The 22,496-nt window shown below is 63.3% G+C and carries 26 protein-coding genes; 11 read left to right on the top strand and 15 right to left on the bottom strand.

All coding sequences use genetic code 11. From position 1 onward, the window contains the following. A partial coding sequence (locus NKJ91_RS30395) for a hypothetical protein (protein WP_352458470.1) occupies positions 1-445 on the top strand: 445 nt, incomplete at its 5' end. Between the two features lie 16 nt (positions 446-461). On the opposite strand, the gene NKJ91_RS30390 is transcribed toward NKJ91_RS30395, so the two are convergent. The 4 genes from NKJ91_RS30390 to NKJ91_RS30375 all read right to left on the bottom strand — a co-directional run bounded on the left by NKJ91_RS30390 (position 462) and on the right by NKJ91_RS30375 (position 3,943). Then, complete coding sequence (locus NKJ91_RS30390) at positions 462-950, bottom strand: GNAT family N-acetyltransferase (protein WP_352458469.1); 489 nt, start codon at positions 948-950, stop codon at positions 462-464. Position 951: 1 nt separating this feature from the next. Next, entirely contained in the window at positions 952-2,451 is a 1,500-nt protein-coding gene (gatB, locus tag NKJ91_RS30385) for an Asp-tRNA(Asn)/Glu-tRNA(Gln) amidotransferase subunit GatB (RefSeq protein WP_352458468.1), read from the bottom strand. Positions 2,452-2,643: 192 nt separating this feature from the next. Next, positions 2,644-3,075, bottom strand: a complete 432-nt coding sequence (locus tag NKJ91_RS30380) for a CBS domain-containing protein (protein WP_352451102.1) — start codon at positions 3,073-3,075, stop codon at positions 2,644-2,646. Positions 3,076-3,175: 100 nt separating this feature from the next. After that, positions 3,176-3,943, bottom strand: coding sequence for a rhomboid family intramembrane serine protease (locus NKJ91_RS30375; RefSeq protein ID WP_352458467.1), 768 nt, complete (start codon positions 3,941-3,943; stop codon positions 3,176-3,178). Positions 3,944-4,335: 392 nt separating this feature from the next. Here NKJ91_RS30375 and NKJ91_RS30370 point away from each other — a divergent pair, with 392 nt between their 5' ends. The 3 genes from NKJ91_RS30370 (at position 4,336) to NKJ91_RS30360 (ending at position 6,570) form a co-directional block, all read left to right on the top strand. Beyond that, the gene (locus tag NKJ91_RS30370; RefSeq protein ID WP_352451104.1) at positions 4,336-4,974 is read left to right on the top strand and encodes a PAS domain-containing protein; all 639 of its coding nucleotides are present in this window, start codon (positions 4,336-4,338) and stop codon (positions 4,972-4,974) included. Between the two features lie 117 nt (positions 4,975-5,091). Next, positions 5,092-5,709 carry a PilZ domain-containing protein gene (locus NKJ91_RS30365; RefSeq protein WP_352458466.1) on the top strand — a complete coding sequence of 206 codons (618 nt, stop codon included), beginning with the start codon at positions 5,092-5,094 and terminating at the stop codon, positions 5,707-5,709. Positions 5,710-5,970: 261 nt separating this feature from the next. Continuing rightward, on the top strand, positions 5,971-6,570 hold the full coding sequence (locus NKJ91_RS30360; RefSeq protein ID WP_198023528.1) for a transglutaminase-like cysteine peptidase: 600 nt from the start codon (positions 5,971-5,973) through the stop codon (positions 6,568-6,570). A gap of 219 nt (positions 6,571-6,789) precedes the next feature. Here the strand turns inward: NKJ91_RS30360 and NKJ91_RS30355 are convergent, their stop codons facing one another. Together NKJ91_RS30355 and NKJ91_RS30350 are read right to left on the bottom strand one after the other, a co-directional pair. After that, a complete protein-coding gene (locus NKJ91_RS30355; RefSeq protein ID WP_352458465.1) occupies positions 6,790-7,317 on the bottom strand; it encodes a gamma carbonic anhydrase family protein in 528 nt (175 codons plus the stop codon). Continuing rightward, a complete protein-coding gene (locus NKJ91_RS30350) occupies positions 7,298-7,660 on the bottom strand; it encodes a DUF6949 family protein (RefSeq protein WP_352458464.1) in 363 nt (120 codons plus the stop codon). Before NKJ91_RS30350 ends, NKJ91_RS30355 begins: the two co-directional genes overlap by 20 nt. A 119-nt stretch (positions 7,661-7,779) precedes the next feature. Here NKJ91_RS30350 and NKJ91_RS30345 point away from each other — a divergent pair, with 119 nt between their 5' ends. Continuing rightward, positions 7,780-8,511 carry a hypothetical protein gene (locus NKJ91_RS30345; RefSeq protein WP_352458463.1) on the top strand — a complete coding sequence of 244 codons (732 nt, stop codon included), beginning with the start codon at positions 7,780-7,782 and terminating at the stop codon, positions 8,509-8,511. Positions 8,512-8,776: 265 nt separating this feature from the next. Here NKJ91_RS30345 and NKJ91_RS30340 read toward each other — a convergent pair whose 3' ends face one another. Beyond that, positions 8,777-8,980, bottom strand: a complete 204-nt coding sequence (locus tag NKJ91_RS30340) for a DUF3126 family protein (protein ID WP_023674799.1) — start codon at positions 8,978-8,980, stop codon at positions 8,777-8,779. 236 nt (positions 8,981-9,216) lie between these two features. Next, positions 9,217-10,065: a serine O-acetyltransferase gene (gene cysE, locus NKJ91_RS30335; protein WP_023717455.1), complete on the bottom strand. Its 849-nt coding sequence runs from the start codon at positions 10,063-10,065 to the stop codon at positions 9,217-9,219. A 159-nt stretch (positions 10,066-10,224) separates the two neighbouring features. Between cysE and NKJ91_RS30330 the strand changes: the two genes are divergently transcribed. Then, positions 10,225-10,839 carry an HD domain-containing protein gene (locus tag NKJ91_RS30330; protein WP_352458462.1) on the top strand — a complete coding sequence of 205 codons (615 nt, stop codon included), beginning with the start codon at positions 10,225-10,227 and terminating at the stop codon, positions 10,837-10,839. Positions 10,840-10,881: 42 nt separating this feature from the next. Here the strand turns inward: NKJ91_RS30330 and NKJ91_RS30325 are convergent, their stop codons facing one another. The 4 genes from NKJ91_RS30325 to NKJ91_RS30310 form a co-directional block, all read right to left on the bottom strand. Beyond that, positions 10,882-11,223, bottom strand: coding sequence for a hypothetical protein (locus NKJ91_RS30325; RefSeq protein WP_352458461.1), 342 nt, complete (start codon positions 11,221-11,223; stop codon positions 10,882-10,884). Between the two features lie 166 nt (positions 11,224-11,389). Next, complete coding sequence (locus NKJ91_RS30320; protein ID WP_352458460.1) at positions 11,390-12,157, bottom strand: alpha/beta fold hydrolase; 768 nt, start codon at positions 12,155-12,157, stop codon at positions 11,390-11,392. Positions 12,158-12,177: 20 nt separating this feature from the next. Further along, complete coding sequence (locus tag NKJ91_RS30315; protein ID WP_352458459.1) at positions 12,178-12,741, bottom strand: DUF192 domain-containing protein; 564 nt, start codon at positions 12,739-12,741, stop codon at positions 12,178-12,180. A 19-nt stretch (positions 12,742-12,760) separates the two neighbouring features. Further along, a complete protein-coding gene (locus NKJ91_RS30310) occupies positions 12,761-13,357 on the bottom strand; it encodes a cold-shock protein (RefSeq protein WP_502903649.1) in 597 nt (198 codons plus the stop codon). A gap of 215 nt (positions 13,358-13,572) precedes the next feature. Here NKJ91_RS30310 and gloA point away from each other — a divergent pair, with 215 nt between their 5' ends. Together gloA and NKJ91_RS30300 are read left to right on the top strand one after the other, a co-directional pair. Beyond that, on the top strand, positions 13,573-14,013 hold the full coding sequence (gene gloA, locus NKJ91_RS30305; protein ID WP_023674793.1) for a lactoylglutathione lyase: 441 nt from the start codon (positions 13,573-13,575) through the stop codon (positions 14,011-14,013). Positions 14,014-14,091: 78 nt separating this feature from the next. Next, entirely contained in the window at positions 14,092-14,385 is a 294-nt protein-coding gene (locus NKJ91_RS30300) for a DUF2218 domain-containing protein (protein ID WP_254817703.1), read from the top strand. An 8-nt stretch (positions 14,386-14,393) separates the two neighbouring features. Here NKJ91_RS30300 and NKJ91_RS30295 read toward each other — a convergent pair whose 3' ends face one another. Next, positions 14,394-14,966: a DUF1697 domain-containing protein gene (locus NKJ91_RS30295; protein ID WP_352458458.1), complete on the bottom strand. Its 573-nt coding sequence runs from the start codon at positions 14,964-14,966 to the stop codon at positions 14,394-14,396. Next, the gene (gene ilvA / locus NKJ91_RS30290; protein ID WP_352458457.1) at positions 14,963-16,219 is read right to left on the bottom strand and encodes a threonine ammonia-lyase IlvA; all 1,257 of its coding nucleotides are present in this window, start codon (positions 16,217-16,219) and stop codon (positions 14,963-14,965) included. The genes NKJ91_RS30295 and ilvA overlap by 4 nt, the downstream gene beginning before the upstream one ends. Positions 16,220-16,347: 128 nt before the next feature. Between ilvA and NKJ91_RS30285 the strand changes: the two genes are divergently transcribed. The 3 genes from NKJ91_RS30285 to NKJ91_RS30275 all read left to right on the top strand — a co-directional run bounded on the left by NKJ91_RS30285 (position 16,348) and on the right by NKJ91_RS30275 (position 20,215). Then, positions 16,348-17,742, top strand: a complete 1,395-nt coding sequence (locus NKJ91_RS30285; RefSeq protein WP_352458456.1) for a hypothetical protein — start codon at positions 16,348-16,350, stop codon at positions 17,740-17,742. A gap of 103 nt (positions 17,743-17,845) precedes the next feature. Continuing rightward, positions 17,846-18,919, top strand: coding sequence for an alpha/beta hydrolase (locus tag NKJ91_RS30280; protein WP_352458455.1), 1,074 nt, complete (start codon positions 17,846-17,848; stop codon positions 18,917-18,919). A 132-nt stretch (positions 18,920-19,051) separates the two neighbouring features. Next, positions 19,052-20,215, top strand: a complete 1,164-nt coding sequence (locus NKJ91_RS30275; RefSeq protein ID WP_352458454.1) for an alpha/beta hydrolase — start codon at positions 19,052-19,054, stop codon at positions 20,213-20,215. 268 nt (positions 20,216-20,483) lie between these two features. On the opposite strand, the gene ade is transcribed toward NKJ91_RS30275, so the two are convergent. Continuing rightward, entirely contained in the window at positions 20,484-22,295 is a 1,812-nt protein-coding gene (ade, locus tag NKJ91_RS30270; RefSeq protein ID WP_352458453.1) for an adenine deaminase, read from the bottom strand. Positions 22,296-22,496 lie beyond the last annotated feature (201 nt).

Genomic DNA, 22,496 nt, shown 5'->3' with positions numbered 1-22,496 from the left:
TCTGCTCAGTCTAACGTCTCGATTGGTCATGGCACTTCCCCTTCCACGGGAATCGGTGATCGCAACGTCACCACCGTGCCATGGCCGCTCGCCCCTCAGAGCAGGCGCCGTTCTCTCTCCAAAACTTTTTGCAGAACCTTCAGCACACTATCTCTCGCTGCTTGCCTTCCCGAACTTCCTGCCGCCGGTCAAGAGCCCGGCGAACGCGCTGCCGGTCAGCCAATCCTGCAGGATCACCACCTATTACAAGACTGCGGCAAAGGCGACGGAGGTTGGCGTGCGCTCGACGTGCCAGGGCGTCAAAAAATGGGGTGTCACCTCGAAATATTACGAGGTGGAAAAAATCGAAGCCGCTACGCCCCCGCACACGTCGGGTGGAGGCGGCAGCCTGCCGTGCGAGTTTCTCGCTGCCGGCTGCTCCAACCTGCCTGAGAAACGCAACTGAGCGTCAGGCGAACGAGCTATCCGAGTTGCTTCTCCAAAACCAGCGCCGGCAAGCCCGAGGCGCCGCCGCAATCGGCCGTGTTGCCGGCGGGCAAGAACCCTCGCGAGCGGTAAAAGGCGATGGCCGGAGCATTTGCTTCCTCGACCTCGACGCGCAGCGTCCGGACCTCCGGAAAGCTTGCCTCGATCTCGTCCAGCAGCGCCTGGCCGATGCCTTGCCTCTGCCAGGCCGGATGCACGTAAAGCTGGTTCAGCATGACGATCCTGGCATCCGTGGTGGCGGCCGCGAAAGCCATGCCGCCGATGCTTTTGCCGTCGTCGGCGAGCAGGAACTCCGAGTTGGGCCGCGTCAGCCGTGCCTTGAGCGCGGCGATCGAATGCCATTCATCGGTGATTTCGGTAACCCGCGCCGCGCCGTAGATGGCGTCATAGGTGGCATGCCACGTCTCGATCAGCAATGCGCGCACCGCCGCCAGATCGCGCTCGCCGGCGGTGCGGACGAACATCCTACTCGATCCCGAGCCTGGCCTTGACCAGCTCGTTGACCGCCTGCGGATTGGCCTTGCCGCCGGTCGCCTTCATCACCTGGCCGACGAACCAGCCGGCCATGGTCGGCTTGGCGCGCGCCTGTTCGACCTTGTCCGGGTTGGCCGCGATCACCTCGTCGACCGCCTTTTCGATGGCGCCGGTATCGGTGACCTGCTTCATGCCGCGGCTTTCGACCAGCTGACGCGGATCGCCGCCCTCGTTCCAGACGATCTCGAACAGATCCTTGGCGATCTTGCCGGAGATGGTGCCTTCCTTGATCAGGTCGATGACCGCGCCGAGCTGATCGGGTGAAACCGGAGCATTTTCAATACTCTTGCCGGCTCTGTTCAACGCACCCAGCAAATCGTTGATGACCCAGTTGGCGGCGAGCTTGCCGTCGCGCCCGGCCGCCACCTTCTCGAAATAATCGGCAATCGCCTTTTCCGATACCAGGATCGAGGCATCGTAGGTCGACAGGCCAAGCGAAGCGATCAGCCGCGCCTTCTTGGCATCGGGAAGTTCCGGCAGGTCCTTTGCCAGTTCGTCGACATAGGCCTGGTCGAATTCCAGCGGCAGAAGATCGGGATCGGGGAAATAGCGGTAGTCATGCGCTTCTTCCTTGGAGCGCATCGAGCGCGTCTCACCCTTGTTGGGGTCGAACAGCCGCGTTTCTTGCTCGATCCTGCCGCCGTCCTCGAGGATGGCAATCTGGCGGCGCGCTTCATAGTCGATGGCCTGGCCGATGAAACGGATGGAGTTGACGTTCTTGATCTCGCAGCGCGTGCCGAATTCGCCGCCGGGCCGCCGCACCGAGACGTTGACGTCGGCGCGCAGCGAGCCTTCGTCCATATTGCCGTCGCACGTGCCGAGATAGCGCACGATCGTGCGCAGCTTGGTGACATAAGCCTTGGCTTCATCGGCGGAGCGCATATCCGGCTTGGAGACGATCTCCATCAGCGCCACGCCGGAGCGGTTGAGATCGACATAGGACATCGTCGCATGCTGGTCGTGCATCGACTTGCCGGCGTCCTGCTCCAGGTGCAGGCGCTCGATGCCGACCTCGATGTCCTCGAATTCGCCCTGCCGGTCCGGGCCGACCGAGACGATCACCTTGCCCTCGCCGACGATCGGCTGCTTGAACTGCGAGATCTGGTAGCCCTGCGGCAGGTCGGGATAGAAATAGTTTTTCCTGTCGAAGACCGATTTGTGGTTGATCTCGGCCTTCAGGCCCAGCCCGGTGCGGATCGCCTGCTTGACGCATTCCTCGTTGATGACCGGCAGCATGCCGGGCATCGCCGCGTCGACCAGGCTGACATTGGCGTTGGGCGCGGCGCCGAAAATGGTCGAGGCGCCGGAAAACAGCTTTGCCTGCGAGGTCACCTGCGCGTGGACCTCGAGGCCGATGATGATCTCCCAGTCGCCGGTGGCGCCGGGAACCAGGCGCTTGGCGTCGGGCGTGCGGGTATCGATGATGCTCATAAGGGCCTGCATATTGAAATTGCGGATATGCGAGAACGCATATTTTGATGTGCAACTTCGCTAGTGCAAACCGCCAAAAGAGACAAGCGCAAAGCCGCAGGCGCCGACGCGGCACAGGCCCGCACCTGCCGCGATGGACTGCAATAGCGGCTTGAAAAAAGTTCAATGGCCGGCAACCCGGCCGTCCTAGCCTCATGCCGTGGCGATATAGGCCCTGATCTCCTCGGCCTCGCGCTCGACATCCTCGATGCGGCGCTTGACCACGTCGCCGATCGACACGATGCCGTCGAGCAGCCCGTTCTTTTCCACCGGCAGATGGCGGAAGCGGCCCTTGGTCATGATCTCCATGACCTCGTTGACGGTGTGGTTCTCATTGCAGATCTTCACCTTGGGCGTCATCGCCGAGCGGATGGCAAGGTCGAGCGCCGCCGCCCCCTCCTTGGCGAGAACCCGCACCACATCGCGCTCGGAAAGAATGCCGACGATCTTGTGATCGCCGTTGGTGATGACCAGCGCGCCGATCCTGTGTTCGGAAAGCATGCGGATGGCTTCGCTGAGCTTTTCGTTCGGCCCGAGCGTCACCACGCCGTGGCCTTTTGCCTCGAGAATTGCCTTAACAGTCATGGCGTCCTCCTCTGCATTTCCTGCCGGCTCCTGCCCTGGCCGGCTTTCCCTGGGATGAACATGGTGCGCCGCGATCGGTTGCATTTCAAGTGCGGCGGTCTCAGGTCTCCGGCTCGTCCGCCTGCCGGGGCACCTGCTCTCGCCGATCAAAAAACCGCAGGCCGAAGAAGCCGGCAAGAAAGCCGCCAATATGGGCTTCCCAGGCGATCTGGCCGTCAATGCCAGGCGCCAGGCCGAAGAGGCCGGTCGCGAGGTTGATCACCATCCACATGGCGAGAAAGGTGACGACGCCGCGCGAGCGCAGCACCGCCGCCATCGGCAAAGGCTGGCCGGCGAAGGCGGCCTTGCCCGACGAGCGGTCGATGCGGAAGCCGTAGCGTGCCGCCGCGCCCATCATGCCGGAAATCGCGCCGGAGGCGCCGACCAGCGGCGCCTCGCCAAGCGGGTGCATGGCCCAGAACAGCGCCACCGCCGCCAGTCCGGTCGCGGCGAAGAACAGGCTGAAGCGCAGCGCGCCGAAGCGGTTGGCCAACGGTGAGCCGAAGGCCGCGAGCCACACCATGTTGATGGCAAGATGGGCAAAGCCGCCATGCAGGAAGGCATATGTAAAGGGCCGAGAAAACAGGAACCAGTCGAAGCCGTATTGGCCAGTGTAGAGAACAGGAATGAAGGCCCCGTCGTACAATAGTGTCAGCTGCTGGTCTTGGCTAAGCACATACTGCTGCATCAGAAAGACCGCGACGCAGATGCCGATCACCGCCAGCACCACGGGCGGCAGGTTGAACACCGGTTCGCGGCGCTCCGGTTCGCGGGCGACAGGCCCACCCTGGCCCTGCTCGATCTCCGGTGGGCTTTCTGGGTCGCTCATATGGCTTGCACTCAGTCGCTGGATTGGACTTCGCGAGCATGTAGATCACGGCCAACCGAATCACAAACGGCGAATCAGCAGCCCCGAATCAAAAAAGAAGCCGTCCAAGGTTTCCCTTGAACGGCTGGTCGAGCCCCCTTGCTCCCCCTGAACTCTTGACTGAAGTGCTGCCGATCGTCGCAAAACGACCGCTTCTGGAGTGGTTTTGGTGTGCCACAGGGCCGGCTGGCGCGCAACGTAAACCAGTTGTTAACCTTAACCGCCCCGACCCGTGAACAAGTATTAACGATGCTGGCACGCATCCTGCTCCGCAACGCATGTAGGTCTTCGGAGGGCGCCCTTCTGTTCACCGATGGGACATCAGAAGACAGAATGCGCGGAGCAGCATTAGCATGAACCAGACCGGATCGATCACGCTGTTCCATTATTGGAACCGGTTGCGTGACGGACGCCCTGCCCCGAAGCGCTCGGAAGTCGAACCCGCCGACATCAAGTCGCTGTTGGCCGACACGTTCATCCTGGAAAAGGACACGCGCGGCGAAGCGGTGTTCCGGCTGGCCGGCACCAGGCTCTGCGCGGTCTATGGCCGCGAACTCAAGGGGTTTTCATTTCCTTCGCTGTGGCGCGAGAAGGACCAGCGACTGATTTCGAAGCTGACCGATGGCGTCTTCGACCTGAAATCGGTGATGCTCATCACCTATGAGGGTTTCAGCCGCAACGGCCGGTCCAACAGGTTCGAGCTGCTCGCGCTGCCGCTCGACGGCGGTGTCGAGAGCCCGCGCTGCCTCGGCGTGATAAGCGCCGTCGAAAAGCCCTTCTGGCTGGGCGCCGACCCGGTTCTCGACGCCTTGATCGATTCGATCCGCGTCGTCGATCCCGACAAGGAGCCGATGTTCCCGGGGAACCGGCCGGCGATCGAGGTTCCCTCGCTCGCCCCATCGGAATTCGACCCGCCCGAGACGATTTCGGCGCTCGGCCAGGCTCGCCGCATCCGTCACCTGGTCGTCTTCGACGGCGGACGCGAGGAATGATGCCCAAAGCTTAAAGCAACAGCGCCGGGCTTTCCCCTTTGTTAACCTGCTTTGTTGTAGTTTTCCGCTGAAATTCCCCGCATCCATGCGCGGAATGCCGAACGGGGTATGGCAGTGATGAGGTCAGCGGCGGTCGACCATGCGCCGTCCCAAGCTGAAAGGCGTAACTTTCAGCGCGTCCGCGTGAAAATTTACGGACGCTTCATGCTGGAAGACCGCACCGAACATCCCTGCCAGGTGGTCGACATGTCGCCCGGCAACGTTGCGCTGCGCACCGAGCGCGCCGGTCTGGCTGGCGAAAAGGTCATTGCCTATATCGATCACATCGGCCGCATTGAAGGCGTCATCACCCGCACGCTGCAGGATGGCTTTGCGATGACCGTCATCGCGTCGGAGCGCAAGAGGGACAAGCTCGCCGCGCAACTGACCTGGCTTGCCAACAAGCACGAGCTCGACCTGCCGGAGGACCGCCGCCATGAGCGCGTCGCACCGCGCAACCCGACGAGCGTGTTGCAGCTTGCTGACGGACGCCAGTACCAGTGCCGCATCATCGACCTGTCGCTGTCGGGCGCGGCGATCGAGATCGACGTCAAGCCGGCCATCGGCGTCCAGGTGACGCTGGGCACCATGCGCGGCCAGATAGTGCGGCATTTCGAAGATGGCGTCGCCATCGAGTTCGCCGTCATCCAGCGGCCGGAAACGCTCGATACCGAATTCAGCTCATCGCGCGGCTGACGCGGAAGCGTTAGCACTATCGGCAAGAGAGGCTGGCGATCCTTCGCGCCCCCTCTGTCCCGCCATCCTAGCTGTTCGAACGGTGCGACGAAGCATGGGAACATGCCCGGCTGGAATCCTTAAACAATTCTATATTCAATTGCGTCAAATTTTATGTTTATTCTATTGGCGTTTTACTTAATGTCTACTTCGCGCTTTTGCGTCAAATAAATCCAGCCGTGTCATTGTCTCCTCAAACGGGGAGACTGAATAATGAACAGGATGAGGGGCAAGCTGTTGCTGGCGGCAATAGCGATGCAGCTTTTCGGTTGGGGGACTGTAAACGCGGCGGAGCCGGCCTTCATGCACACCGGCGGCCGCACCACGCAGCCGGTCGGACACTACGAATTGTGCCAGCAGCTTCCGCAGGAATGCAATCAGAGGACGCCTGGCCGGGCACCCGTCGAGCTGACCCGCAAGCTGTGGGCAACGATCGTCAAGGTCAACAATTCGGTCAACAGCAGGGTCGCGCCGCGCACCGACATGGAAATGTGGGGCAAGGAGGAAGTCTGGTCCTTTCCCAATAGCGGCTTCGGCGACTGCGAGGACTATGCGCTGGAAAAGCGCCGCGAGCTGATGAGCATCGGCGTGCCGGCCGGCGATCTGCTGATGACGGTGGTGCGCCAGCGCAATGGCGACGGCCATGCGGTGCTGACCGTGCGCACCAGCCTTGGCGAGTTCATCCTCGACAATCTCCAGCCCAAGGTGCTGTCCTGGACCAATACCGGCTACACCTACCTGAAGCGCCAGTCCGAGCGGAATTCCGGCGCGTGGGTGACGATCAACGACGGCCGCTCCGACGCGGTCGCCAGCGTCCGCTGAGGACGCCAATGCATGTCGCCCAAAAGTGCGTAGCGGTTTTGGGATAACGACATGCATAAAACAGAGGTTAAGTGCGTCGCATGACTTCGCGCTTTAGGAGAAACCCGGTCGAGTCCCCACCCTCCCCGTCCCCAACGACCGGGTTTAAGGAGCCGGCCCCGTCCCCGGGCCGGCTCCACCATTTCCGAGCTTGCGATAGGCGGCCTTCACTGACTGGCGCTACACTTTCCTCAGCCCCGCCCTGAACCTCTTCCCGTTTGCCACATAATGCGCGGCCGAGGCGCGCAGCCTGGCGACTGCGTCCTCATCGAGCATCCTGACGACGCGCGCGGGCGAGCCGACGATCAGCGAATTGTCGGGAAATTGCTTGCCTTCGGTGACCAGCGCGCCGGCGCCGACCAGCGAGTTGTTGCCGATCTTCGCACCATTCAGCACGATGGCGCCCATGCCGATCAGGCTGTTGTCGCCGATCGTGCATCCATGCAGCAAGGCGCGATGGCCGATCGTGCAGCCTTGGCCGACGGTCAGCGGAAAGCCGGCGTCGGTGTGCATGATTGTGTGCTCCTGCACATTTGTGTCGGCGCCGACGACGATCGGCTCGTCGTCGCCGCGGACGACGACGCCGAACCAGAAGCCGGCATTGCGGCCAATCCTGATATTGCCGATCAGCGTGGCATCGGGCGCGATCCAGTTGCTGTCGGCGTTCTCGAAGGCGGGCGCTTTTCCGTCAATCGCGTAGATCGGCATTGCTGTCTCCAGATCGTCTCACACCGACAAGCTGCCAGACCCTAGAAGCGAAGCCGCCCAGGACGCAATGCGCCAGCGCCCAGATGGTCGCCGTACAGCCGCAGGAGATCAGCCCCAGCACCGAGATGCGACGCTCGCGCCAGGCGTCCAGCGCCTCGTTGGCGAACATCAGCGGCCCGGCGCAAGCCGTCGCGGCGAGCGAGCGCAGCATGTGCTTCGACGATACATAGGGCTGGACGAAGGCGAGCCTACGGCCGGCGATCAGCTCCATCGCCGATCCGGCCAGGCCGCAAGCCGTCAGCCCAGCCATAAAACTGAATATGATTTGTTCGACCGGGCCCATCTTTACCCTCCGTTTACCATGAAATCGCACAGTCGCCCGCAAAGCTGCGAAGCAAGAGCCGTGCCGCGCCGGGATGTGCCGTTCAGGTACACCCGATGGGACGGCAAATGAGGGTCGCGATGAAGCAGGCAGCCGCCACAGAGGGCCCGCAACTCAGCGTCGTCGATTCGACGCTGATGAGGCGGGTGTTTTATGCATTCGCGACGCTGGCGCTGCTTTCGGTGGCGATCAGCCTCGGCGGCAAATGGTTCGGCCGCTCGATCGCCATGGCCGGGTACACCGACGACACCACGGTCCACAGGGTCGTCATCGGCAACAACGTCATCGCCGTGCCGGCCAATGTCATCCGCTTTGCCCAGGCCCGGCGCGACGGCATCGCTTCGCGACTCGACCTCTATCTGCGCTATCCCGAGATGGACGGCTACAGCGAGGCTGCCCGCAACGACTTCAACCACACCGGACCCAGCAAGGACATCGTCTTCCTGTCGTTCGAGCCGCAGATGATGTCGCGCGACATGAGCGGCCGCTTCGCGCCGATCTACAGCGCGCTGATCGCCAAGCCGGGTACGCCCGGCCCTGGCGGCACCACGCTTTACGCCTTCAGCGAAAAATCAGGCTATCTCAACGAAGTGCTGGCGGTCGCCGATCGCCCCGGAAAGGATCCGTTCGTCGCACGTTGCCTGAGCGGCCCGAGCTCGGACGAATCGCTGGCGCCCTGCGAACGCGACATCCTGGTCGGCGACAATCTCAGCCTCACCTACCGCTTCCCCCGGGAATTCCTGGGCGATTGGCAGGGGCTCGACGCGGCGATTTCTGGCGAAGCAGCGCGTGTGCTGAAGACCGGGCGGTAAGCAACGAAACGAGCCGTTCCGTAGCGATCCTTCGCGCCCCTCTCTGTCCTACCGGACATCTCCCCCACGAGGGGGGAGATCGGCCGTCATCTTGGCTTTCGCCGATCTCCAATGTTGCAGGAAGAGTGCAGCGCCGAGGCTGCCAATCTCCCCCCAGGTGGGGGAGATGGGCGGCAGGCCAGAGGAGGGCGCTGTTCCGCCGGCGTCCTGCAAGGTTCCGTACCGCCGCAGCGCTTGAGGCGTAGCGGCCAGCTAAACTCCCAACTCAGGCCAGATCGATGTCGAGGATCGCCATCGAGAAATTATAATCGCCGTCGTCCTCGTCCTTGAAGACGATGCCGAGGAACTCGTCGCCGACATAGACCTCGGCCGAATCTTCCTTGCGCGGCCGCGCCTTCACTTCGAGTTTAGGGTTCTGGAAGGTGCGCTTGAAATAGGCGTCCAGCTTTCTGATTTCGTCCGGCTTCAACAGTCTTCTCCGATCGTCGCTTGCTAAAGTGCGTCGCGTCTGAAGAGACGATGCGACGCGCTTTAAATCTTGCTTCATGCATGTCGCTATCCCAAAAACCGCTGGGCACCTTCGGGTCAAGCCCGAGGGCATGCTTTGGGCGACATGCATTGGTGAGCGCGCTTCTGGCACGTCGACAATGGCCATGTAAAGGCAAGCCGGCATGGGGGGCAGGAATTCAGCCCCTGCCCGAGCACTCAGATGTCGAAGCTGACGACGTGGTCCATCGTCTGCGATGGCAACAGCTGGTCCATCTGCCGCGAAGGCTGGTCGCAGCCGGTCTCGCCGACGACGCGGGCCGGCACGCCGGCAACCGTCTTGTTGTGCGGTACCGGCGACAGCACCACCGAGCCGGCCGCGATCTTCGAGCAATGGCCGATCTCGATGTTGCCGAGGATCTTGGCGCCGGCGCCGATCAGCACGCCGTAGCGGATCTTGGGATGGCGGTCGCCGCCGGCCTTGCCGGTGCCGCCCAGCGTCACGCCGTGCAGGATCGACACGTCGTCCTCGATCACCGCCGTCTGGCCGACGACGAGGCCGGTGGCGTGGTCGAGGAAGATGCCCTTGCCGATGCGGGCAGCCGGATTGATGTCGGTCTGGAACACCGAGGACGACCGGCTCTGCAAATACAGCGCGAAGTCCTGGCGGCCCTGGTTCCACAGCCAATGCGCCAGCCGGTGCGTCTGGATTGCGTGAAAACCCTTGAAGTAGAGCACCGGCATGATGAAGCGGTCGCATGCCGGATCACGGTCGTAATAGGCCTGGATATCGACGCGCACCGTCGTCGACCAGTCCTTGTCGTCGGCCGCCATCGCCTTGAACGTCTGGCGGATGAGGTCGGAGCCGATGTCCTGGTGGGCGAGGCGCTCGGCCAGCCGGTGAATGACCGCTTCTTCCAGGTTTTCCTGATTGAGGATGGTCGAATAGAGGAACGCCGCCAGCAGCGGATCGCGGTTGACCGCTTCCATCGCTTCGTCGCGGATCGAACGCCAGATCGGATCTACCGGCTGCACCCTGGTGGGACGGGAAATCGTAACGCTGTTCATCTGATGTCTCCGGCCATCCAATGTCTCGGCCATCCAATGTCTCGGTTGGCGGCTTGCCTATTCTCCGGCCGCACCTATAAGCCAGATCATAGCACGGGTGAACTCAATTTTCCTTAGTGCTTCGTGAAATGGATTTGGTTGGCGGAATTTCAAGCAGCCATGGAAAACGCAACCTTGATGGACGAGACCCTGAAGCGCGAGCTTTGCGCGCTCTATGAGGCCGAAGATCGCCACTACCACGACCTTGGCCACATCGAGGCGATGCTGGCGCTGGCCAATGATTACAAGGCGTTGTTGCATGATCCTGAAGCAGTCGAGGCAGCGATCTGGTTTCACGACGCGATCTACGACAGCCGCGCCAAGGACAATGAGGCGAGGAGTGCCGCACTTGCCGAGGAAAAGCTCGCCGGTCGCGCCGATGCACAACGCCTCGGCCACATCGCGGCGATGATCACTGCCACCGCCGGCCACGAATTGCCGCCCCTTGGCGACCAGCATTCGGTTCGCGACGCGGCGCTGTTCCTCGACATGGACCTGGCGATCCTGGGTGCTGCGCCCGACGTGTTCGACGCCTACGAGCAGGCGGTCCGCCGCGAATATAAGTGGGTCGATGAGCCGATGTGGCGGGCCGGCCGTGCCGCAGTGCTAGAGGGCTTCCTCGCGCGTCCGCATATCTTCCACAGCGAGGAATTCCGCCGGCGCTTCGAAACCCAGGCCCGGCATAACATGGCGCGCTCGCTCACGGCGCTGGGGCACAGCCCGCGCCGATCGTAGCCCGATGCGTCGGCCACTTGCGTCCGGAAGATTTGCCCGAAATCAGGTGAACGCGCCGATGGTCGATGCCATGGACCACAGCATGAACACCCCGGCCGCCAGCGACGCGCCGTTGACTACGATGCCAGCCAGGCCGAGCAGACGATTGTCGTTTGGGCGCCCAAGCGCCATCAGCCCGAAGACCACGCCGGTAAGATGTGCCAAAGGCCCGACCAGGAAAAATACCGCCATGAAGAAGCCTGTCACACTGTGCTGGATAAGCACGGACGCGTCGCTCGGCATTGCCATCAACGCGGTGATCGCCATCGCGCCTGCCACCAATGCAGCCAGCGCTAGAACAACGGACCATTCGCCGAACCTGCTTTTCGCAATGACGCCCAGCAAAGCGGCGTCGCTTCTTCCCCATTGTGCCATCGTACCCTCTGCCCCTCGTTCAGCGCGTGGCGGGTTTGAACCGATCCACGCGTCACGCTTAGTTACTTCCGTATCGTTGCAAAACCGCTAAGAACCCCAGCTTCAGGCCCAATGGCCGCTTTTGGGGAGCCATCCATCAAAACCGATGCTCGGCATAAAACTCCAGCACGCGCTGCTTGAAGGTCTTGTCGCCGACCGCCAGCATATGGTCGCGGCCTTCGATGTGAAAAGCCCTGGCGTTGGGCATCAGGGCGGCGAGGTCATCCGGCGAGCCGCCGATGTCGTCCTTGGTTCCCACCGCAATCAAGGTCGGCTGGGCAATGCGGGCAATGTCGGCCTCGCTCAGCAATTCGCGCGAGGTGGCGATGCAGGCGGCGAGCGCGCGGCGATCGCTGCGGGTCTGATCGGCGAAGGCGCGGAACGAGCGGCCGCGCGGATCGCTGGTGCCTGCCGGATCGTCGGCCAGAAGGGCGTCGGCTATCGGATCCCAGTCGCCGACGCCGTCGACCATGCCGATGCCGAGACCGCCGAAGACCAGCGTCGCCACCTTCTCCGGGTCGGAGAGCGCCAGGAAGGCCGATATGCGCGCGCCCATCGAATAACCCATGACATGAGCGCGTTCGATGCCGAGATGGTTCAAAAGCGCTGCCGCGTCCGACGCCATTTTTGCCGGCGTGTAGTCGGCTTCGTCATAGCTCTTCGACGACGACCCATGCCCGCGATTGTCAAAGGCGATGGCACGGTAGCCGGCATCGTTCAGCGTCTTGAACCAGCCGGGCGACACCCAGTTGACGTAATGGCTCGAGGCAAAGCCGTGGATCATCAGCACCGGATCGCCCTGCCCCGATGCCGGCTGGCGGTCAAGGAAAGCAAGGTCGAAACCGTCATGGGAGAAGAACTGCATCGGCCGAAGATCCTGCCCGCTCAGTCGGAATCGACACTCGGCGCATCGCCCTTGTCGGGCGGCGGCATGGCCGGCCCCGGCGCCGTGCCGATGGCCGGATGGCGCAGCAGGTCGCCGTCCTTAATGCCCTTTTTGGCGGCGGTGCCTGCCTTGAGCTCGAGCACGAAGCGCACCGGCTCGTCCGGCGAGATGATCGCCTCCGACTGCGGCTCGCCTTGCTCGATCGCCCGGATCCGGCCGTCCTGGCCGACGAAGATCAGGTCGAGCGGCATCGGCGTGTTCTTCATCCAGAAACTCACATCCTGCGGCGCGCCGAACACGAACAGCATGCCGTGATTGTCGGCCATGTGGCGGCGGAACATCAGGCCGGCCTCGCGCTCGGCGGGCGTGTCGGCGATTTCGACCGAAAAAGAACGCTCGCCGGCCTTCGTCACCGCGACCAGCGGCGCCGGGTCGACGGGAAGGATCATCGCCTTGCCGTCGGCGGAACTCGGTTGCTGAAAATAGAAGAACGCACTTGCGGCGACGATGAGGAAAATCCCGGCGCAGAGCGCGCCCGCCGTCAGCCGGTTGCTGTGAGCCATATGAAATCCTCGGCCGGAACTAATGCGAGACCGGCAAGGTACCCATATCGGGGTGAATTTCGGCAGCCATAAGGCCTTTGTCGCCGCGCCCGAAGCGGACCAGCACCACCTGGCCCGGCCGGAGTTCGGTGATGCCGTAGCGGCGCAGCGTCTCCATGTGGACGAAAATGTCCTCGGTGCCCTCGCCCCGGGTCAGAAAGCCGAACCCCTTGGTGCGGTTGAACCATTTGACCAGCGCCCGTTCGAGGCCGCTTTCCGGCGTCACCGCGACATGGGTGCGCTGCTCCTGCACCTCCGCCGGATGCACCGCCGTGGTGACATCCATCGAGAGCACGCGGAAGGCCTGCAGCCCGCGCTCGCCCTGCTTGACCAGGCAGACGACACGGGCGCCTTCCAGGGCGGTCTGAAAACCGTCCTTTCGAAGGCATGTCACATGGAGGAGGATGTCGCCCGAAGTACCATCATCGGGAAGGATGAAACCGTAGCCCTTGGCCACGTCGAACCATTTGATGGCGCCGGCGATTTCGACGAGATCGGCCGTATCGGCGCTCTCATCCCGCTTCAACGCATCGTTACCGGCCCCGTCCCGCCCCATGAAAGAGGCCTTTTCCCCCATAAGAACGCCCCCTTTTTTCAACAAACACCGCAACTGATTCTTGGTATCAGATTAACACCGCGGCTTCCGGTGTGTGCAAGACCTGACGTGCCTTTTTTCACGGTTCCGTACAGGAATAGCGGATTTGCCGTTTGCCGGCGCCGGCAAACGTGGCCAATTGCCCTTTGGCCGGGCCGCCCCTATGTTGCGCCGCAACGCAACATAAGGAGGAAATCATGCGCTATCTGCACACCATGGTCCGCGTCGCCGACATCGATGCTTCGCTCGATTTCTACTGCAACAAGCTTGGCCTCAAGGAAGTGCGCCGCCATGAAAACGAGCAGGGCCGCTACACGCTGATCTTCCTCGCCGCCCCCGAAGACGAGCAAAGCGGCATCTCCGAAAAGGCGCCGCTGGTCGAGCTGACCTACAATTGGGATCCGGAAGACTACAAGGGCGGCCGCAATTTCGGCCATCTCGCCTATGAGGTCGACGACATCTACGCCACCTGTCAGCGGCTGATGGACAATGGCGTTACCATCAACCGGCCGCCGCGCGACGGCAACATGGCGTTCGTCAAATCGCCGGACGGCATCTCGATCGAGCTGTTGCAGAAAGGTCCGGCCAAGCCGAAGGCCGAGCCGTGGGCGTCGATGCCGAACACCGGCAGCTGGTAACCGATCACGCCATCTTGAACGGACGCAGGCGGGCCCTGGTTCGGTTTTCGCGTCCGCATTCCCAAGGAGAATTCATTCATGCCGGCCAGCCATGTCGACGTCGCCACCGAACATGCCAGCCGCTATCTGCAGCAGCTGTGCAAACATTGGGCGCACAAGTTTCCCGTCGAATTCGACCCGAACCACGGCACCATCGATCTGACGCTCGGCCGCACGGTTCTCGATGCCGACCCGGCTGCGCTGCACATTGCAGTGACGACCGATGAAGCCGGCTCGCTCGAGCGCCTGGAAACGGTCGTCGCCGAGCACATCAAGCGCTTCGCCTTCCGTGAAGAGCTGGCATTCGACTGGAAACGCGCTCCGGCCGCGTAGACGACCTGTCAACCGCCGGCCTGGGCCATGTCCAGCAGCATCAGCACGGTGCGCCAATTGCGCGCCGTGCCCGGCACCTTGAGCACGCGCGGGATGAGGTTGGCAAACAGCGATTTGCCGAGCCCGTCGGGCGCATGCAGATAAAGCACGTCGCCCTTGATCTCGAAGCGTTCGGGACCGGTGCATTTCTCTGTCAGCCGGGCGACCTCTTCGGCGGTCGGCGCGCGCTCCAGCGCATAGGCGTGCAGCTTGGTCGGCTCGCCCGCCATTTCCCGATAGGGGTTGTCCGCCGCCAGTCGCTCGAGCCAGCCGAGGTCGCGCACCATGATGCGCGAATGGAACCCCCATTTCTTCTCGAATTCCGCTTCGAGCCGCCTGGTCAGCAGCGCTGCATCGCCGTTTGGCGACCGGAACACAGCGTTGCCGCTCTGCACATAGGTGGCGACATCGGAGAAGCCGAGCTGCTCGAAAAATGACCTGAGTTCCGCCATCTTGACGATGCGGTTGCCGCCGACATTGATGCCGGAAAACAGCGCGATAAAAACGTTCGCCGGAGCGTTCGGAAGATCGTTGCTGCTCATATGATGAACCCGGCGAGCGTCTCGTTGTCTGTGATGTCCTGGTAATGGACGCTCTCGGCGTCGAAATTCGCCTTGAGCAGGTCGAAATTGCGGCGGTCCTTGGTTTCGATACCGATCAGCACCGAACCGAAATTGCGCGCCGATTTCTTCAGATATTCGAAGCGGGCGATGTCGTCGTCGGGGCCCAGCAATTCGAGGAAATCGCGCAGCGCGCCGGGCCGTTGCGGAAAGCGGATGATGAAGTATTTCTTCAAGCCCTCGAAGCGCAGCGCCCGTTCCTTCACATCCGGCAGCCGCTCGAAATCGAAATTGCCGCCCGACACCACGGCAACGATGGTCTTGCCCCTGATTTCCTTCCTGGAAAAATCCTTGAGCGCATCGATCGCCAGCGCGCCGGCCGGCTCGAGCACGACGCCTTCGACATTGAGCATTTCGATCATGGTCGCGCAGAGCCGGTTTTCCGGGATCAGCCGCACGGTGTCGGCGGCAAACTCCCTGAGGTGGCGCAGCGGCTCGCGGCCGATCTCGGCCACTGCTGCGCCGTCGACGAAATTGTCGACCTTGGCGAGCTTGATCCGCTTTCCGGCGGCAAGGCTCTCGCTCAGACTCGGGGCGCCGGCCGGCTCGCAAAAGACGAAGCGCGTTTCCCGGTGCTGGTCGGCGAAATAATGGGTGACGCCGGCGGCCAGGCCGCCGCCGCCGACCGGCAGCATGACAATGTCGGGCATGCGCGCGCCGGGCATCTGGCCTGATATCTCATAGGCGACGGTCGCCTGCCCTTCGATGATGTCCTTGTGGTCGAACGGCGGCACCATGTGTGCGCCGGCAGTTTCGGTGTATTCGAGTGCGGCGCGGTAGCAGTCGTCGAAGAAATCGCCGACCAGCCTGATCTCGACGAATTCGCCGCCGAACAGCCGCGTCTTGTCGATCTTCTGCTGCGGCGTCGTCACCGGCATGAAGACGACGCCCTTCTTGCCGAAATGGCGGCAGACGAAGGCAAAGCCCTGCGCGTGATTGCCGGCCGAAGCGCAGACGAACAGCTCGGCAGCGTTGCCGGCGGCGAGCGTCTTGCGGAAGAAGTTGAAGGCGCCGCGGATCTTGTAGGAGCGCACCGGCGTCAGGTCCTCGCGCTTCAGCAGCACCCGCGCGCCGGTCTTCTTCGACAGATAGTCGTTTTCCTGCAGCGGCGTCTCCGGAAAAATCTCGCGGATCGCCGCAGCGGCGGCAGCGACGCGAGAGGAGAAACTGGTCATGGCAGGAGTACCCCACAGGCTACGCGAGTTCGGTCCCGCTATTGCATATCCGGCCTCGTGAAGCCATTGTCCGGCCGCCCCGAAGGGGCATTTCCGGAATCAACGTAAGCATTTGGGGGCGTTTGCTCATGCCTGTCGCATCGGTTGCCCGGAAAACCGTGTCGCTGCCGGAGTTCGGCGAGCCGACGGTGATGCCGCTGGTTCCCCGCGCCACCTATGAGGCCCGTATCGCGGCGCTGGTCGCACTTGGCGGGTTCGATGCCTTCGTCGTCTATGGCGACCGCGAACATGCGGCCAATGTCGCCTACCTCTGCGGCTACGATCCGCGCTTCGAGGAGACGCTGCTGGTCATCGTTCCCGGCAAGCCGCCGAAACTGCTGGTCGGCAATGAGGGCTGGGGCTATGCCGAGATCTGCGATGGGCCGTACGAGCGCGTGCTCTACCAGACGTTTTCGCTGCCGGCGCAGCCGCGCGACCGCTCGCAGGCGCTTTCCGACATCCTCGTCGATTGCGGCCTGAAAGCCGGCCAGCGCATCGGCGCCATCGGCTGGAAGCCGTTCGGCCCCGGCGATGCGGGTTTTGGCGAAACGACGCTCGACCTGCCGTCCTTCATCGCCGACACGCTGCGTACCCTTGCCGGCGATAGGGGCACGGTCGTCGACGCGGCGAACCTTTTGATGAACCCCGCCGACGGCCTGCGCGCCATCAATGAGGCCGACCAACTGGCCGCGTTCGAATTCGCCGCGACCTATTCCTCGCAAGGCCTGCGCAACGTCCTGCAAGGCATCGAACCCGGCATGACCGAATTGCAGGCGGCGCGGCTGATGGGCATCAACGGCCTGCCGCAATGCTGTCACCCGATGCTGTCGACCGGCAAGCGTGCGGCCTATGGCCTGCCGAGCCCGCGCCTCGACATCATCAAGCGCGGCGACCCGATCACCATGGCCTATGGCATCCAGGGCTCGCTCAATGCGCGCGCCGGTTTTCTGGTCGAGGACGCGGCCGAGCTTCCGAGGGGCATCCAGGACTATGTCGAGAAGCTGGTCGCGCCCTATTTCTGCGCCGTCGTCGACTGGTACGAGACGGTCGGCATCGGCGTTCCCGGCGGCGCGTTGTGGCAAGCGGTGCACGACCGCATCGGCGATCGGTTCTTCGGCGTAGCGCTCAACCCCGGCCATCTCATCCATATCGACGAATGGATGCATTCGCCGGTATTTTCCGGCTCCGACATCAGATTGAAGTCGGGCATGGCCTTGCAGGTCGACATCATCCCGGCGACCGGCACCGATTATTTCACCACAAACATCGAGGACGGCATCGCGCTGGCCGACGAGGCGCTGCGCGAAGAGATCGCCGCGCGCTATCCCGAAGCCTGGCACCGCATCGAGGCGCGCCGCGCCTTCATGACCGACGTGCTCGGCATAAGGCTGAAGCCGGAAGTGCTGCCGTTTTCCAACATTCCGGCGTTCCTGCCGCCGTTCTGGCTTTCGCGCAACAGTGCGATGGCAGTCGCGAGGCGCTGAGCGCATTTCGGCGCCTGCGACTTACTTCCGCCGCACTTGGCCTGTCCGGGAGGTGCGGCGGAGGTGGATGGGCCTTTGGTCAGGCCGGAGTGGAATTGCTTAAGTGCCCTTGAAGACGATTTGCATCATTCTCATTGCCGCGCTGCTCGCCGGCTGCGGCGGGCGCCAAACCGAGGAACTGCTCGGCAGCGCCATGATGGCGGTGCCGGTGACGGAAATCGCCGGCAATCACTCGATCTTCATCGCAACCACGCGCAAGCGCTCCGACGATCCCGACAAGGTCTTCGACGGCGAGCGCTCGGCGACGCTGAACTATGCCCGCGTCAACGTCACCGTCCCCGGTATCCACAAGACAGGCCAGATCGAGCGGCGCTCGCGCGGCAAGTCGGACGATCCGGCCAAATACTTCATGGCTTCCGAGGTCGTCGGATACGACACCCAGCCGAAATTCTCCAGCGCGCTCAGTGCCGACATCGCGGCGCGCGGCGGCCGTGTCATGGTCTTCGTCCACGGCTACAACACCGGCTTCGACGACGCCGTCTACCGCGTCACCCAGATCACCCATGATTCCGGCTATCCGGGCACGCCGGTGCTGTTTTCCTGGGCGTCGGGCGCCAAGACCACCGATTATGTCTACGACAAGGAAAGCGCCAGCGTTGCCCGCGACCAGCTGGAAGTGACGCTGAGAATGCTGGCGCAGACCGGCGCGCGGCGCATCGACATCGTTGCCCATTCGCTGGGAACCTGGGTCACCATGGAGGCGCTGCGCCAGCTCGCCATCACCGGCGACCGCGATCTCGGCGGCAAGCTCGGCGACGTCGTGCTGGCCTCGCCCGACATCGACGTCGACGTGTTCAAGAGCCAGATGCGCCGCTACGGCAAGCCGGACAAGCCGTTCATCCTGCTGCTCTCCGACGACGACCGGGCGCTGCGGCTCTCCGGCCTGATAGCCGGCGCGCGGCCGCGCGTTGGCGACTACAAGGACGCCGCCGACCTCGCCAGCTATGGCGTGTCGGTCGTCGATCTCTCCAGCGTCAAGGGAGCCGACCGCTTCAACCACACCAAATTCGCCGACAATCCGGAATTGGTGCAGTTGATCGGCCAGAAGCTGCGCGAGGATGACGGGTTTGCCAGCGACCGCGAGGTGACCGACCGCATCGCCTCGGTCGGACAATAGCTGCATTGCGCGGCAGTGATTGTTGACCATTGCCGCACCATCGGAACAGTTTGAACTGGACCGTGCCGGGCTCTGCCTCTATCGAATAGGCCAAGACGTCTCCGGCTCGACGTCGCCTTTGCGGGAGCCCGCGTGACCGTGCCTTCGAAGATCTTTCTCGTCGTTGCGTTCGCGCTCGCGCTGGCAAGCTGCGCCGGCCAGAACACGCACGATCTGCTCAACAAGACGACGATCACGGTGCCTGCTTCGGACATTGCGGCGACGCACAAGATCTTCGTCGCCACAACCCGGCAAAAGGCAACGAAAGCGCCCCGGCAGGTGTTCGACGGCGACCGTTCGCCGACCACCAGCTTTGCCAGCGTCGAGGTGACGGTGCCGAAGATCCACCAGCTCGGCGCCATCGAGCGGGTCAAGGGCTCGGCCAACAGCAATCCGGCGAAGGATTTCACGGCGACCGGCGTCACCTTCTACGAAGGCGCGCCGCAATTCGCCAAGGCGGTCGGCGCCGATATCGCGATGCGCGGCGACCGCGCGCTGGTTTTCGTGCACGGCTTCAACAACGGCTTCGACGACGGCATCTACCGGCTGACGCAGATCGCGCACGACACGAAATATCCGGGCACGCCGGTGCTGTTTTCGTGGGCGTCGAGCGGCAAGACGACCGGCTACATCTACGACAAGGAAAGCGCCAATGCGGCGCGCGACGATCTCGAAGCGACGCTGCGCATGCTCGCCAAGAGCCGCGCCAAGAGCATCGACATCATTGCCCATTCGATGGGGACCTGGGTGACCATGGAAGCGTTGCGCCAGCTTGCCATCACCGGCGACCGCGATCTCGGCGGCAAGCTCGGCTACGTCATCCTGGCCTCACCCGACATCGACGTCGACGTGTTCAAGAAGCAGATGATCCGCTACGGCAAGCCCGACAAGCCGTTCGCCGTGCTGCTTTCGGGCGACGACCGGGCGCTCAGGCTGTCGACCTTGATCTCTGGCGACAAGCCGCGCGTCGGCGATTATGGCGACGCGGCCGACCTCGCCAGCTATGGCGTCTCGGTGGTCGACCTGACCAAGACCAAGGGCGGCGACCGGCTGAACCACGCCAAATTCGCCGACAACCCGTTCCTGGTGCAGCTGCTCGGCGACCGCCTGCGCGCCCCGGCGGGCCTCGCCTCCGAAGAGACCGCGCCGGCCCAGCTCGACAATCTCGGCCAGGGCCTCGGCAAGGCCGTCGGTTCGGTCGCCGAAATCGTCATCACCACGCCGTTCAAAGTGCTGACCATCGCCACCGGCGGGTGAGCCGACCTCTGCTGCCAAACGCGCCGGTGATTGGCAGCTGTCAACAAAAACGCTCTGCAGCGATCCTTCGCGCCCCCCTCTGTCCTGCCGGACATCTCCCCCTCTAGTGGGGAGATTGGCCGCCACTTTCGGCTTTCGCCAATCTCCATCTTTGACGAACAAGGCGCTGTCAACGAAACTGCCAATCTCCCCCCTTGAGGGGGAGATGTCCGGCAGGACGGAGGGGGGCGCTGTCCAGGGCGCTGTCCCTCCAGGGTTCAGTGATTCTTCAAACGAACAGATCAACCTTCTGGAACGTCGTCACGTCGATAAGGCCGACGTCGGAAATTCTGAGCTCGGGGATGACGACCAGCGCCAGCAGCGAGTGCTGCATGTAGGCGTTGTTGAGCGAGCAGCCCATCTGGCGCATGGCGTCGCTGAGTTGGTCCGCCTTTGCGGCGACGATTTCCGCCCGCTCGTCCGACATCAGCCCGGCGATCGGCATTTCGACCAGCGCCAGTTCCTTGCCCCTGGAGAACAGCACGACGCCGCCGCCGACCTCGCCCAGCCGGTTCACGGCCAGGGCCATATCCTGCTTGTTGGTGCCGACGACGATGATGTGGTGGGCATCGTGGGCCACGCTGGAGGCCATGGCGCAGTCGCCGATATAGCCGAAGCCGGAGACGAAGGCGTTGGTGACGCCGCCGGTGCCCTTGTGGCGCTCGACCAGCGCGATCTGGCAGACATCGTTGCGGCGATCCATGGCGACCAGCCCGTCCTCGACGGCAAGATCGGCCTCCAGCGCCCGCGTCGGCGCCTGGTTTTCGATGACGCCGATGACGCGCACCCGCACCTCGTTGGCGCCCATGGGTGCCGCGATGTCGAAATCGCCTGCCTTGAGCTTCCTGCCGAGCTTGACGGTGTTCTTCGCCGTCCGCGGATAATTGTAGGCCGGAATGTCAATTTCGAGCTTGCCGCCCTTGGCCAGCCTGACGCCGCGGCCATAGACCTCGTCGATGGTCATTTCGGCGAGGTCGGAGACGATCAGCAGATCGGCAAGGCGTCCCGGCGCGATCGAGCCGATCTCGCGCTCCAGCCGGAAATGCTGGGCGGTGTTGAGCGTCGCCATCTGGATCGCCGTCACCGGCTTCAAGCCCTGGCTGATGGCATGGCGGACGACCCGGTCCATATGGCCTTCGTGCACCAGCGTGCCGGAATGGCTGTCGTCGGTGCACAGGATGAAGTTGCGCGGGTCGAGCCCGCTCTCCGTCACCGCCTTGATCTGCGAGGCGACGTCATACCAGGCCGAGCCCAGCCGCAGCATCGCCTTCATGCCCTGGCGGACGCGGGCGATGGCGTCCTCGGCGCGCGTGCCTTCGTGGTCATCCTCCGGGCCGCCGGCAACGTAGCCGTGAAACGGCAGGCCGAGATCGCGCGAGGCATAATGCCCGCCGACGGTCTTGCCGGCCCTCACCGTCGCCGCGATCTCGCCCGACATCACCGGATCATTGGCGGCGACGCCCGGAAAATTCATCACCTCGCCGAGCCCGATGATGTTCTCCCAGGTCATCGCCACGGCAACGTCGGCGACGGTCAGCTCGGCGCCGGCATGCTCGAGCCCCGGGGCGGAGGGCACGCAGGACGGCATCTGCACGAGCACGTTGACCGGCATGGCGACGGCCTCGTCATGCATCAGCCGCACGCCCGGCAGGCCGAGCACGTTGGCGATCTCATGCGGATCGATGAACATCGAAGTTGTGCCATGCGGGATCACCGCGCGGCAGAATTCCGTCACCGTCACCATGCCGCTCTCGACATGCATATGCGCGTCGCAAAGCCCCGGCACCAGATAGCGGCCGCCGGCATCGACCACCTTGGTGCCCTGGCCGATGGCATGGCCGGCGTTCGGCCCGCAATAGGCAAAGCGGCCGCCGGCAATGGCGATGTCGGTGCCGGCGATGATCTCGCCCGAATGGACGTTGACCCAGCGCCCGTTGCGGATGACGAGATCGGCGGGTTTGCGGCCCATAGCGACATCGACCAGATGCGTCGCCATCTCGGCCCAGGGTTTTGGTTTCGTCGCATTGGCGGTCTTCGGCATCAACAGGCTCCTCTTTGCCCGACTGTGCCAAGCCGCGAGGATTTTGACCAGCGAGGAAGTAAGCGCGGACGGCGAAGTTGCAGATCTCCCCCCTCGAGGGGCAGGGGAATCGCATATGGCGATTTTGGGGTTGAGTTTAGGCTGAGAAAGGATTCTTTGGAGAGGCAGTTGAGCGAAGGAGCGACTGCCATTTCCTGCCTT

The organism is Mesorhizobium sp. M0040, from assembly GCF_040323505.1.
GTDB lineage: Bacteria > Pseudomonadota > Alphaproteobacteria > Rhizobiales > Rhizobiaceae > Mesorhizobium.
The sequence above is the reverse complement of the archived record's forward strand: the minus strand, read 5'-3'. Positions and strand labels throughout refer to the sequence as shown.